The following is a 12,902-nucleotide window of genomic DNA, read 5'->3' as shown; positions in this document are numbered from 1 at the left end:
TCTGCGGCCTTCGCGTTTGAACAAGGTCATGTTCAGAGATTCTTCCAAGGCTTTCAGTGACGCGCTGATGGCGGGTTGGGTACGCCCCATATTGCGTGCCGCCTGGCTGACGGACCCGGTTTTAATAACTTCACGAAAGATCGCGAGTTGCTGCAGGTTCATGTTGATATACCTATATAAGTCAAATTTATGTATACCATAGAATTAACAATTTGAATTTATATTTGTGACTGGCATTCTAGGGGGATCGAATAATCAGCGCGAAATCCGAAAAATGGATGGCGTAAATCTCAGACAGGGGTGACAGATGACAATTTTTTCCAAACTGACAGGGGCCGCTTTGGCTTGCACGATGTTAACCGGAGCAGCCGTGGCGCAAGAGATGCAATTCTTCCGCATCGGCACCGGCGGGGCAGGGGGCACGTATTTCCCAATCGGTGGCATTATCGCAAATGCGATTTCTAATCCTCCCGGTTCACGCGCCTGCGAAGACGGCGGCAACTGTGGTGTGCCAGGCCTTGTTGCAATTGCGCAATCCACCAACGCCTCTGCGCATAACGTGAACGCCATTCAGGCGGGCCAGATGGAAGCGGGCCTGTCAGGTGCTGCGACCCTGCATTTTGCCTATAACGGCATAGGTAAATTCGAAGGCAACGCAAAACCTGACTTGCGTGTGATCGCAAACCTGTTCCCGGAAGATCTGCATCTGGTTATGCCAGAAGGCGCCGAGTTGAACGGGATTGAAGATCTTGCCGGCAAACGTGTTGGTATTGCGCAGGCCGGGTCGGGCACGCAGATCGCGGTTGAGCTGATGTTGGCGGATCACGGCGTGACACGTGACAATATGGATGAAGCTGAACTGAACAACAGCCAAAGTGCCGAACGCATCGCGGATGGTCAGCTTGACGCCTATTTCTATGCAGCGGGTACACCGGTCGCAGCGATCATTCAGCTGGACAACACCAAAGGCCTGGAGCTGTACAACTGGACCGACGAAGAAATTGCCAAGGCAAACGAAACAGTTCCTTACTACATCCCATCCACCATCCCTGCGGGCACATACCCGGGCGTGGATTATGATGTGAACACATTGGCTGTATCCGGCATCATGGTCACCAATGCGAATATGGACGAAGAGCTGGTGTATGAAATCACCAAAGCCATGTGGTCAGACACTGCACGCAAGTTGCTGGATTCTGGTCACCCGAAAGGCCGTGTGATCACCCTTGAAACCGCGCTTGACGGTGTCGATGGCATTGGTGTGCCGCTGCACCCAGGTGCTGAACGCTTTTACCGTGAAGTTGGTATGATCGAATAAAGACCGAAGACGGTCTCTCCCTGGGCCGCGGCGACTGTCATATCGCCGCGGCCCGTTTTATTCTTATGTTAAATCAATCTGCTCCGGGTGCTTTGCCCGTGATGCTTTGCCCTTGGGAAACAATCTATGGCCCTGCAATCTCATCTCGACAATAAAGCCCTGGAAGAGCTTGAAAAGAAATACGACTCCGCGCTGAATACGCGTGCGAATGGCCCGCTTCTTGGGCTGGTCGTATACTGGGCAGCTATTGTCTTTGCGTTGTACCATCTCTGGACCGCCGGTTTTGGCACCCCCGTTGACCATGTTCATATGGGCATTCATCTGGCGGGTTTGTTCTTCTTCATCTTCATCGGTTTTCCTTTGGTGAAAAATGCCCAAAGCCTTGAATACAGTGGTAAAAGCATGTGGAAGCCCGGCAATGTACCCCTGTATGATTGGGTGATCATGATTATTGCGGCATGTGCTGCGATCTTCTTATGGTTCAGCTGGCGCGGGTTCACGGGCTTTGGCTTGAACATCCCTGAACAGGCGTTGCGCCAGGGAAATCCCACGTCGGTTGATGTGTTTTTCGGCAGTTTCCTGATCATTGCTGTGCTTGAGATCGCGCGCCGTACGATTGGGTTTGTGCTGCCGCTGATCATTTCTGTCTTTATGATTTACGCGCTGTTTGGCCCCTATATGCCCGCGCAAATCCTGAAACATCCGGGCGTGAACTGGCAGCAGTTCGTCAATAATATGTACTTCCCATCCGAAGGCATTTTCGGTGTCACCCTTTGGGTGGTTTCCACGGTTGTGTTCCACTTTGTGCTGTTTGGCGTTGTCGCACAGCGCATGGGGCTGGGTCAGTTCTTTGTTGATAATGCGATGATCATGGCGGGTCGTTACACCGGTGGACCTGCGAAAGTATCCGTCGTGTCATCGGCGTTTTTCGGCACGATTTCAGGATCTTCCATCGCAAACACCGTGTCGACCGGATCACTGACCATCCCGAATATGAAAAAGATGGGATACCCCGGGCATTTCGCCGGTGGTGTTGAGGCCGCGGCCAGTGCGGGTGGTCAAATCACGCCGCCCATTATGGGGGCGGCGAGCTTCCTAATGGCGGAATATCTAGAGGTGCCTTACACCACCATCGTCATCGCTGCGATCGTGCCTGCGATGATGCACTACATCGGCGTGATGTCGATTGTGCATTTCACAGCCAAACGCCTTAACCTGCCAACCTATACCCGCGAAGAGCTGCCACATCTGGTCAACGTCTGGCGTGAAGGTTGGTTCACAATCATCCCACTGGTTGCGCTTTTGCTTGTGCTGTTTTCGGGATATTCACCGAATATGGCGGCGTTTATCGGCCTGTCGCTTTGTGTGGTTGTCGGGTTCTGTGCCTTTGACAAACCCGCAACCCTTTTGGTGCCGTTTGCCTTACTTGGCTTCATCTTTTGGAAGGCATCGCCTTATTCCGGTGAAGGGTATACGCCGACCATGGCAGGTGCGCTTGCAGCCTTGACCATCCTGGGCACGTTGCATCGCAATGAACGCCAAAGCTTCCGTGATCTTTTCGACAGTCTGCATGTGGGTGTTCAATACGCCCTGGCGGTGGGTGCGGCGTCTGCTGCGGTGGGGATCGTTGTCGGTGTGATCAACACAACGGGTGTAGGTTTCCGTCTTGGGTTCATGGTGACAGGTGGGGCCGCAGACATGGCTGAAACAATTGCACCCTTGTTGAACTGGACATCGCTTGAAGTCTTTAGCCAAGAATCCTTGCAGCAGTTCCTGTCACTAGTCCTGATCGCCATGGCCTGTATCCTGATGGGGGCAGGCCTGCCAACAACCGCACTATACATTATGTTGGTTGCAGTCGCGACGCCGGCGCTAAGCCAACTGGGGGTGCCACCACTCGCGACCCATATGTTTGTGCTATATTACGGGGTGATTTCTGAAATTACACCACCGGTTTGTGCGTCTGCCTATGCAGCAGCGGGGATTGCAGGATCCAATCCGTTCCGTACCGGTGTCAGTGCGTTCACTCTGGGCCTTGGTAAATTGATGGTACCGATGGTCTTCGTCTATGCGCCAACCATGCTGATCGTCTTGCCGGAACATTTCACCATTGCGTCGTTCTTGCAGGTGTCATTGACCTGTGCGGTAGGGGTGTTTGTCATCGCGACGGCTGTGTCGGGGTATTTCATGACCCTGCTGAGCGGCATCTGGCGCTGGATCATGGCCATCGGCGGGTTGCTATTGGTGGCCCCTGGTCTGGGATCTGATTTGCTGGCGCTTGTCTTTATCGGGCCGGTCGTACTGCAACAACTTGCAGCCATGCGCAAAGCTGGAACAGCCTGATGAGTGATCCCCAGGAAGGGTTCGACATCACTGTGCTGGGCGCAGGGGTTGTCGGGATTTGCACGGCCATTTCACTTGCAGAAAAGGGGGTGCGCGTTCGTTTGATCGATCGCGACGCCCCAGGCCAGGCAACCTCATTTGGCAATGCAGGTATTGTTTCACCTTGGTCAGTCGTGCCGCAATCCATGCCGGGCCTGTGGAAGAAAGTGCCGGGTATGCTGCTTGATCCGCTTGGACCTATCAGCATTCGACCGGGGCATCTGCCGCGCGTTGCCACTTGGGGGCTTCGGTTTCTGGCGCAGGGGCGGATCAAACGCGTGCGCGAAATTTCCGAGGCCATGGATTTTCTTGTACGCGACAGTGTTACGTTGTTTCGTCAACATCTTGCCGGTACGGGCCATGAAAATCTGTTGCAAGACAGCATGTATGTGCATGCGTTTCGCGATGCCAGACACGCCAATATTAACAGCACCGATTATGAAATACGGCGCGAAAAAGGGGCCGAACTTGAGATCATTCAAGCCGCTGATCTGCGTGACCTAGAGCCAGATCTAAATCCAGACTTCAAAGCCGCGATCTTGATCAAAGGCCAGGCCCGCGCCTTATCTCCAGGTCGGATCTGTGAGGTTCTGACCGATAAGTTTCGCGCCCTTGGTGGTACGGTTTTACAGGCCGAAATTAAAGCGATCCTGCCGCAAGACGATCAATCATGGAAAATTTCAACGAGCGCCGGTCTGCTTGAAAGCCCCAAAATTGTGCTTGCGATGGGGGTTTGGGCGGCTGAATTGTTGAAGCCGCTTGGCATTCATATCCCGATGGAAGCGGAACGGGGATACCATGTGGAATTCAGTGACCCGGGCGTGCAGTTGAACAATTCCATAATGGACATGGATATGAAATTTGTCGGCTCCAGCATGGAAGGGGGCTTGCGTGTTGCAGGTACCGCTGAATTTGCAGGCCTTGATCAGCCAGCGAATGACAAACGCCTTCAAGGGCTGATTAAGCTGGCAAGCAAACTGGCACCCAAGCTGAATACATCTGCGCCGAACACCTGGATGGGGCAGCGCCCAAGCCTGCCAGACAGCCTTCCGTGTATCGGGGAGGTTGACGGTTTTCCCAACCTGATATCGGCCTTTGGGCACAGTCACTATGGGCTGATGATGGCGCCAAAAACCGGGCGTGTGGTCGCTGATATTGCGACTCACACACCTGTAAACAACGACTTAACCGCGTATAACACGCAACGATACTAAGGGGCGAAGCATGACAAACTATCAGGGTGGCCATAACATTTGTGGCATCACAATTGGCGTCCTTGCACTGGAAAGCTATTTTCCGAAACCACCCGGCCACATTAAAAACCCTTCATCGCTGCCCTTCACTGTGATGTATGAAATGCTGGATGGAATTACAGTGCCCAAGCTTTTGGGCAACCCAACCGGCGAGATGAAAGATCGCCTTCTGGACGCGGCCAAACGTTTGGAAGCCAAAGGGGTGCGCGCGATTACTGGATCCTGTGGGTTCCTAGCCTTGTTTCAAAAAGAGATCGCGCAGGCGGTGAATATCCCAGTGTTCGTATCCTCTCTGGTGCAGGTCTCGCTTGCTTGGCAACTCAGCGGTTGCCGCCCGGTTGGGGTGATCACTGCGTCTGCCAACAGTCTGACACCCGCGCATTTTGACGGGGCTGGCTGCGCCCATGTCCCGATTGAGGTACAGGGGTTGGATGACGCTGAAGAATTTTCCACCGTCATTTTACGCAATGAACGCGATGATATGGACCTGGTAAAGGTTGAAGCAGAACTGTTGACGGCAGCGCGGGCTATGCTGCTACGCAATCCGGAGATTGGTTCTGTTGTTCTGGAATGTACCGATCTGCCACCTTATGCGGCGCGTCTGCAAGAGGAAATCAATCTACCTGTTTACGACTTGACCACTTTGTCCACCATGATCGCGCAAGTTGTGATGCGGCAACCGTTCCAGGGGTTTGTCTGAGCCTTTATAAAAGATGATATCGCCTATTTAAGCTGGCATGGTTGGCGATATCATCATTTTATAAATGTTTCTGGTGTCGTCCAAGCTGGAGACGGGCGGGCATGTATGTCACGTGCCGTTTTTGAGTGAATAATTTTCACTAACATGTGCATTTAATGGAATTGAGGAAATCAATCTTCGTTTCTAAACTGTCCAAAAATCAGGTTTTTGATGGGGATGAGAATGCCCGAACACAAAACAAACGATGCGCCACGCCTGCGGTGACGGCCCCGCCTGCGCCCGGTTGTGGCGCGCGATCTAGAAGACCCGTTGACGCTGGACATCAACCCGCCTTTAGCCGCAATGAAAGCCGGATCCAAACCCATTGGCACCAGTTTCTTTGAAACTGAAAATGTGGTCCCGGTCGTGGCGATGTTTGTTCAAGCGTTTGGTGGCGAAGAGGCCTTTGTGAAATAACCTTTCAGCTTCTTATCCATCTTTCGCGTTGTGCCGCCATTGACCCTGACGGAAGGGGTATGCGGCGTGATGTTCGAGTGCGTGCGTTTGGGCATGCCTTTGCAAATCTGTTCCACCGCACAAGTCGGCGCGACCAGCCTGGCAGTGCTTGTGGGTGCTTTGGCACAGGGTTTGGCAGAAAGCCTTGCAGGTTTGATCTTTGTGAACATGATGAAACTAAGTTTTCCAGGTATTTTGGCGTTTTGCCTTTCATTTCGGACTTGCGCACGGACGCAATGACTGGTGAAGGGCATTTCCTTGGCACTGCACAGATATTGTCGTTGACGGCGACCGAATATGCGTACCCCGAATTGGGCGACCGCCAAAGCGTGAATGATTGGATTGAAAGTGGCGGCAAAACAGTGTGGAATCTGCCCGCACTCGAGCCTGTGATCGCATTGTCAGCAAAAAGAAGAAAGGTTTCATCGGGGGTAATGCGTTCTTGGCGCAAGCAAGGGGTGAAAAAACTACCATTTCACGGTATTTGAAGCCGACGGTCATGGTGTAGATGCCATGTCGTCTGACCCGATTTGCCTGGATGGAAAACCCGTTGGTTATGTCAGTTCTGGCGGTACAGGTTTCCGCACCCACAAGCGTATTGGGCTGGAATATCTGATAGTTACCACAAATCCTGGTGATGTGTTTGAAGCTGAAATCTTGGGTCAGCCCGTGAAAGCGACGGTTGCGATGCTGCCGTTTTATGATCCTGAAAACGACAAGCTACGAGGGTAAGTCCATGGCAAAACCCTTCCTACGGATGTGCAAGTCGCAGTGATTGTTGGCTGCATCCGATCCTTGAGGCTGCGATGGAACGTGTTCCAGTATTGGCGGAAAGCGGCATTCGCAAGTTCTTCAATGGGCCGGAATGTTTCACCCTAGATGCGAAACATTATCTGGGTCTGATCTCCGATGTAAAAGGGCTTTGGGTTGCGGCTCGGCTTAATTCCGCTAGGTTTCGGAACGGCCCGGGCGCGGGCAAAGCGCTTTCTGAATGGATCATGGCGGGGCGGGTGCCGATGGACCTGACCCGTAGTGGCCGTTGGCGATAGCGGCAATGAAATCGGAATGGGAAGAGTAACGGGTCACGTAAAAGCGCATGTGGCTTATGGCGATACCTGCTAATGTGGGGGTGGCGATAACCTTGGTACCGCGATGTCTTGGTGGCGACGGCCTGTTTCGAATGGGGTTATGCCGCGATTGTTGCTGCAATGACGGCGCGTGCGGGCAATGTGCAATTGCTGCACACTCCGGAACACGAAGCATTTTTTCTGGATGCAACGGTGCGTGCTGGCTTGATCAATTCGCCCCATGGCATCATTGATGACAATAGCGATGGTTTCCCGCGCACTTTAGGTAGGCGTTACAATACGCTTTGAATATCTGCTTACAGGACTAAACATATGATCCAGAACAACCCCGAGCTGATCAAATCCATCCGTGATCAATTCGCTCATGTGGACAATTGCCCATTTCAAGGCGAACGTATTTTCTTTGAAAATGCGGGTGGTGCTTTGACACTGAAAGCCGCTGTTGAGACCTCTTCAAAATTTGCGGCGATCCCGGACAACCAAGGGCGTGACAACCCAGCTGCGCACGCGTTGGTGGCGACGATCAACAAAGCCAAGGCCGATATGGCGGTTTTGATGAACGCGACTTCTGGTCAGTTCTTTGCAGGTGAAAGCGGCACAGAACTGTTGTTCCGCATGATCCGTACCGCCTGTGTGAATGCCCCCAAAGGCGCGAAAGTGATCGGGTCATCCATTGAACATCCCGCCAGCCGTTCTGCGGCGCGTCGCTGGGCGGATATCGCCGGATTAGACTATATAAATGTGCCCCATGACGATGCAACCGGGCTTGTCAGCGCTGCGGATTATACCGCTTTGATGACCCCGGATGTGGCTGTTGCAACGATCTTACATGCGTCCCCCGTGACCGGCATGGGGATGGATGTGGCTGCGATTTCTGAGGCCATTCGTGCGGTCGCGCCGGATTGTCTGATCATCGTGGATGGCATCCAACACGCGGCGCACGGTCAGATGGATCTAGAGGCCTATAACGTCGATGGTTACGCGATTTCGCCTTACAAAATGTTCTCGCGTCATGGCTATGGCATTGCCTGGATTTCTGATAAATTGTCCGCCATGCCCCATGATATGTTGATCGATGCGCCAGCAACTGGTTGGGAATTTGGCACACGTGACACTGGCGCTTATGCGACCCTGTCTGATGTGGTCAACTATTTTGACTGGCTTGGTGGTGAAGTGTCGGATGAGACAGAACCACGCAAACGCATAGAGGCTGCAGGCCGGGCGATCCACGCCTATGAAACCTATCTGACCAATACGATGATCAACGGCACAGGTAACCTACCCGGGCTGCGCGACATGGATCACGTGACAATTTTGGCAGGGGCTGACAATGGTGCGCGCGAAGGTCTGGTTTCAATCGTAGTGAAAGGCATGGCATCGCCGGATGTTGTGACCGCTTTGAACAAGCAAGGCATCCGCACACACACGCGCAAAGCGGATCACTATAGCCGCAACGTGCTTGACCCACTTGGCCTGCCAGATTGTATCCGCATTTCCCTGTGCCACTACAACACCGAAGGCGAAATCGCACAGCTTTTGGGTGCTTTGAAAAAAATGGGGGACAGTGCATAGCTGCCGCTGGATCCCTTCAAACGTCCTCGTTTTTGGTTAGAGTTTTCCACCAAACTTTCCAGAGCTGGGAGAGGAGCGGAAACGCATGAAGGCACCGAAGTTCAAGGACGCGCAGGAAGCATACATAATTGGGCAGCCTTTCGCTTTTAGACCAAGCTCCATTAAGATCACAGAACAGCTGTCAGCAAGGGAGATAGCTGATGGAATACTATATTGGGTTGGATGTGTCATTGCGATCCCGAGCGCTTTGCATGGTAGATGGCAAGAGAACGGTGGGCTTGCCCCGATGTAGTTCCGGTCACTTTCGAGCGATCTTCGCACTGAAGGAGATAAAGAATGGCACGGAGATACAGCGACGATTTTAGACGTGATGCGGTGCGCATCGCAACGACCGGTGGGTTAACACGACCACAGATAGCAGCAGATATAGGTGTTGGGGTTTCGACCCTGAACAAGTGGGTTCAGGAGCACCAGAATAACGATCGGATGTCAGGCCCGCACTAGGATGTCGAAAACGAAAATGCCAGTCTTCGCAAAGAGAACCGGCTTCTGCGCGAGGAGAGGGTAGTGTTAAAGAAAGCGACGATCCATTGATCGGCAATGCGTGTTTACATGCATGGGAGCGAGGATTTCTCAGCGGATGCTTCGAACCGGAAGTGCCCTTTCGGTGTTGTAAACAACACCTGTCGTGTGACAGGTTGGTGGTATCTCCTGCATCTGGACAGAGGAAGGATGGCTGTATCTGGCCGTAATTTTGGACCTGTACTCTCGTCGTGCCATTGGCCCCCTCTCGGGATCATGCTGCGCATAACCCGCCGGGCAGTGCTTGGCATTCGAACGAAAGGCTGCTTGAAATGAGTTGAGAGACCAGTACGTTCTCGTGGCAAGGCCATTGTCAGCCGCAGCCCCTTCACATCAAGCGATCAGACAATCTCGAGATCATTGTGCAGTTCCAAAATTGTGGCATTCTCAACGGTCAGCATATCACCACCGCCAAAGTCAAACACTACGTCAGCCCCTATCTGCGAGGCAAAATCAAAAGCGTCCTGATTTCCGGAAAAGGTGAAGTTGTCCAGCTGGATGGTGTCCACATCGTTTTCAAAGTCTTTGATAATGTCGTGATCCTCTCCATGGTCGAAGTGGAAAACATCCGCATCGGCCCCGCCATAAAGAAGGTCGGTCCCGGCCCCGCCATCGAAACGATCCTCCCCATCACCACCATACAGTTTGTCGTCACCACCCCGGCCATATAGTTTGTCATTACCACCGTAGGTTTTGATCTTGTTCGATCCATCAGTGCCGTAAATCTTATCATGGCCAGTTTTTGAACCAGACGCGCCTTCAAAGCCAGAAATTGTGTCATTTACAGCCCAAGAGCCCGAGACAGCATTCGATCTGAGGTCAACTTTCACGCCATTGGAACTGTCGTAATAGCTGATATAATCATAGCCATCGCCACCATGGAAAACCTCCAAGCCGCCACCGACTTTGACGTAGTCATCACCGTCCCCGAGGTGAACCTCATCAGTTCCTTTCCCCGCATAGACTTTGTCATTGCCACCATAGGTTTTGATCTTATTGGCGCCTGATGTACCATAAATTTTGTCATGACCGGTTTTTGATCCAGATGCGCTTTCAAAACCACTGATTGTATCATTCCCAGCCCAGGAACCAGAAACAACATTGGTTTCTAGGTTGATATTCACACCATTAGAGCTGTCATAATAGCTGATGTAGTCATTGCCATCGCCACCATGGAAAATCTCCAGGCCGCCACCGACTTTGACGTAGTCATCACCGTCCCCGAGGTGAACCTCATCAGTTCCTTTCCCCGCATAGACTTTGTCATTGCCACCATAGGTTTTGATCTTATTGGCGCCTGATGTGCCATAAATTTTGTCATGACCGGTTTTTGATCCAGATGCGCTTTCAAAACCACTGATTGTATCATTCCCAGCCCAGGAACCAGAAACAACATTGGTTTTTAGGTTGATATTCACGCCATTAGAGCTGTCATAATAGCTGATGTAGTCATTGCCTGCACCGCCATGGAAAGCCTCCAGGCCGCCACCGACTTTGACGTAATCATCACCGTCCCCGAGGTGAACAATGTCTGTACCACTTCCGGTGTAAACACGGTCGTCGCCGGCCCCACCAGAAATTGTGTCGTTCCCGGACTGACCTCTGAGGGTGTTATTTCCGCTGTTACCCGTGATTGTATCGTTGCCATTTCCGCCTGTAGCATTTTCAATAAGAACACCATCTGCGATCGTGAAACCGCCCATTATGTCTTGTGTGAAAGAAACATATCCGCCACCGCCTTCTGCCATCAGTAATGTGGCAGCGCGCAGGTCGATAACTGAATTTTCCGATCCGTCGACACGGATCAGGTCGGTTCCACCAGTGTCCCAGATGGTGTTATAGAAACTGTTATTTCCGAGGGTGTAAACATTATCGCCCGCTGCATGGCTTGTATTGACCCCATAATAATCCTGTAAAACGCTTATATCCAGCGCGCCAAAACCTGCAGCATGTCCCGCACCATCGGTCAGTTCAGGTGTGCCCATTGGGTGACCATTCCAACCGTTATTATAGCTCATTACAGTGAAAACAGGTTGGTTTAACCCATTTTCCCCGACATCGAAGGATCCGGTTGCACCGTCTAAAATACCGGAATTGCCGCTGGTATCATGTGGGTGCGCAAGGCCAAGGCCATGGCCAATTTCATGCACAACAGTACCATACATACCACCGCCAGCTTGTATGGTCGCAGGGTTCCAATCAGTCGAATTAGACGTAAAAACCCCTACGCCGTCGCTTGTTGATGTATTTTGCGGATACATAAAACCTAACAAACTGCTACCCAGGTCCGAGGTCGCAAATTGCATGTCTGCAGAGCTTTGGTTAAAGGTGCGGGAAAAGGTAATATCTGCAAAGTCCGAGATATCATCAAAGATTTCCATGATCATCGAAATTTCAGCCGCTGTGAAACCTTCGGAAACAACAGTTGAGCTGCCACTTACTTGCTCGCCATCGGAAACACTTATCCCAGAAGAAGCAAAAAACACCTCAATGCTTTGCCCCGAACCACCAGAGAACGCGCCGTCCTCCCATACCAATGCATCAGTCGCCGTGGGAGGGGCAACTTCGACAACATCGATACTGTAATTCCCGGTCCAGACAGAATAACCATCTGCTTCTATGTAATAAACACCGCTTGTTGTGGCGGTAAACGTGAGCCGAGAATCCTGTCCCGGGCCTCCATCGTCATCAGATGTGACAAGGATTCCTGACGAATTGCGTACCCTAAGCATTGGATCAGAAAGCGAACCTGCTCCTCCTCTTCCGGCAAGATCTATCTGATAACTCTCCCCGGCATTCAGAGTGATCGCTACCCAGTCTTCTTCCCCAATACTGTTTATGGAACCGTTGAAAGTATCACCGATTTCCATTGTATATGTTGTTGAAATTGACGCCGCTGCGTCAGTTGTTTCTGTTATGGTAGGCATAGAGCTCACTTGTCAAAAAAATACGAGATAAAGTCACGGTTAGCTATAAGCCAGTACCGTCAACACTGCAATGAAACATGTATCAAAAACGTGGCCTGGGCAATTCAAACAGCATGCCAAGAAAGGGACTGTAGACAGGCGTTTTTGCATGGATCGTATTGCATCTGATATTTGTATCTTTGGTTCCACTGAGGACGCTGTAAATGTCGCACAAATACAATGTTGACCGTCGTGACAAGATCCCGGAGCAAAAATATTGTTGTGACCAACTGGTCTGAATACAATGAGGGCTTACGCCGTCGTGGTGATTTGACGGTTTGGATTTGTGACACTGGACTTCGTGCCTATAACCGGACAGTTTGATTATTGATCCTATGCGGCCATTTTCCAAGTCATATTGTTGAAGGCCTGTTGCGGGGTTTGGTATCCGATCCCGGAATGGCGTCTCTGCTGGTTGTAGAAGACTTCGATATATTCGAGGATTGCAGCCTTGGCCTGCGCGCGTGTTTTGAGCCGCTGACGGTGAACCAGCTCCTTTTTCAGGGATGCAAAGAAGCTTCCCATGGGCGCATTGTCCAGGCACTC

The 12,902-nt window shown here is 51.9% G+C and carries 16 protein-coding genes; 13 read left to right on the top strand and 3 right to left on the bottom strand.

Going from position 1 to position 12,902, the window contains the following annotated elements; translation table 11 throughout:
• A partial coding sequence (locus tag ACPGUT_RS14670; RefSeq protein ID WP_423992620.1) for a LysR family transcriptional regulator occupies positions 1 to 162 on the bottom strand: 162 nt, incomplete at its 3' end.
• Between the two features lie 145 nt (positions 163 to 307).
• Here ACPGUT_RS14670 and ACPGUT_RS14665 point away from each other — a divergent pair.
• The 13 genes from ACPGUT_RS14665 (at position 308) to ACPGUT_RS14605 (ending at position 9,312) form a co-directional block, all read left to right on the top strand.
• Positions 308 to 1,318: a TAXI family TRAP transporter solute-binding subunit gene (locus tag ACPGUT_RS14665; protein WP_423992616.1), complete on the top strand. Its 1,011-nt coding sequence runs from the start codon at positions 308 to 310 to the stop codon at positions 1,316 to 1,318.
• A 126-nt stretch (positions 1,319 to 1,444) separates the two neighbouring features.
• Positions 1,445 to 3,661 (top strand): TRAP transporter permease, encoded by a 2,217-nt coding sequence (locus ACPGUT_RS14660; protein WP_423992613.1) that lies wholly within the window; start codon positions 1,445 to 1,447, stop codon positions 3,659 to 3,661.
• Positions 3,661 to 4,914 (top strand): NAD(P)/FAD-dependent oxidoreductase, encoded by a 1,254-nt coding sequence (locus ACPGUT_RS14655; RefSeq protein WP_423992611.1) that lies wholly within the window; start codon positions 3,661 to 3,663, stop codon positions 4,912 to 4,914. Before ACPGUT_RS14660 ends, ACPGUT_RS14655 begins: the two co-directional genes overlap by 1 nt.
• 10 nt (positions 4,915 to 4,924) lie before the next feature.
• On the top strand, positions 4,925 to 5,653 hold the full coding sequence (locus tag ACPGUT_RS14650) for an aspartate/glutamate racemase family protein (protein WP_423992609.1): 729 nt from the start codon (positions 4,925 to 4,927) through the stop codon (positions 5,651 to 5,653).
• A gap of 285 nt (positions 5,654 to 5,938) precedes the next feature.
• Positions 5,939 to 6,109: a hypothetical protein gene (locus ACPGUT_RS14645; RefSeq protein WP_423992607.1), complete on the top strand. Its 171-nt coding sequence runs from the start codon at positions 5,939 to 5,941 to the stop codon at positions 6,107 to 6,109.
• Between the two features lie 69 nt (positions 6,110 to 6,178).
• Entirely contained in the window at positions 6,179 to 6,388 is a 210-nt protein-coding gene (locus ACPGUT_RS14640) for a hypothetical protein (RefSeq protein WP_423992605.1), read from the top strand.
• The gene (locus ACPGUT_RS14635; protein ID WP_423992603.1) at positions 6,385 to 6,636 is read left to right on the top strand and encodes a hypothetical protein; all 252 of its coding nucleotides are present in this window, start codon (positions 6,385 to 6,387) and stop codon (positions 6,634 to 6,636) included. Before ACPGUT_RS14640 ends, ACPGUT_RS14635 begins: the two co-directional genes overlap by 4 nt.
• Positions 6,637 to 6,661: 25 nt before the next feature.
• Entirely contained in the window at positions 6,662 to 6,880 is a 219-nt protein-coding gene (locus ACPGUT_RS14630; protein ID WP_423992601.1) for a glycine cleavage T C-terminal barrel domain-containing protein, read from the top strand.
• A 74-nt stretch (positions 6,881 to 6,954) separates the two neighbouring features.
• Positions 6,955 to 7,197 carry a hypothetical protein gene (locus ACPGUT_RS14625; protein WP_423992599.1) on the top strand — a complete coding sequence of 81 codons (243 nt, stop codon included), beginning with the start codon at positions 6,955 to 6,957 and terminating at the stop codon, positions 7,195 to 7,197.
• Between the two features lie 16 nt (positions 7,198 to 7,213).
• Complete coding sequence (locus ACPGUT_RS14620) at positions 7,214 to 7,270, top strand: hypothetical protein (RefSeq protein WP_423992618.1); 57 nt, start codon at positions 7,214 to 7,216, stop codon at positions 7,268 to 7,270.
• 38 nt (positions 7,271 to 7,308) lie between these two features.
• Entirely contained in the window at positions 7,309 to 7,524 is a 216-nt protein-coding gene (locus ACPGUT_RS14615; RefSeq protein WP_423992597.1) for a hypothetical protein, read from the top strand.
• 24 nt (positions 7,525 to 7,548) lie between these two features.
• Positions 7,549 to 8,808, top strand: a complete 1,260-nt coding sequence (locus ACPGUT_RS14610; RefSeq protein ID WP_423992595.1) for an aminotransferase class V-fold PLP-dependent enzyme — start codon at positions 7,549 to 7,551, stop codon at positions 8,806 to 8,808.
• 336 nt (positions 8,809 to 9,144) lie between these two features.
• Complete coding sequence (locus ACPGUT_RS14605; RefSeq protein ID WP_423992593.1) at positions 9,145 to 9,312, top strand: transposase; 168 nt, start codon at positions 9,145 to 9,147, stop codon at positions 9,310 to 9,312.
• Positions 9,313 to 9,731: 419 nt separating this feature from the next.
• On the opposite strand, the gene ACPGUT_RS14600 is transcribed toward ACPGUT_RS14605, so the two are convergent.
• Both ACPGUT_RS14600 and ACPGUT_RS14595 read right to left on the bottom strand, forming a co-directional pair.
• Entirely contained in the window at positions 9,732 to 12,317 is a 2,586-nt protein-coding gene (locus ACPGUT_RS14600; RefSeq protein WP_423992591.1) for a hypothetical protein, read from the bottom strand.
• 372 nt (positions 12,318 to 12,689) lie between these two features.
• Positions 12,690 to 12,902: IS3 family transposase (locus ACPGUT_RS14595; RefSeq protein ID WP_423992589.1), on the bottom strand; the 213-nt coding region annotated here is incomplete at its 5' end.

The organism is Halocynthiibacter sp., assembly GCF_049608145.1.
GTDB lineage: Bacteria > Pseudomonadota > Alphaproteobacteria > Rhodobacterales > Rhodobacteraceae > Halocynthiibacter.
Note: the sequence above shows the minus strand (reverse complement) of the source record. Positions and strands in the feature narration are given on the sequence as shown.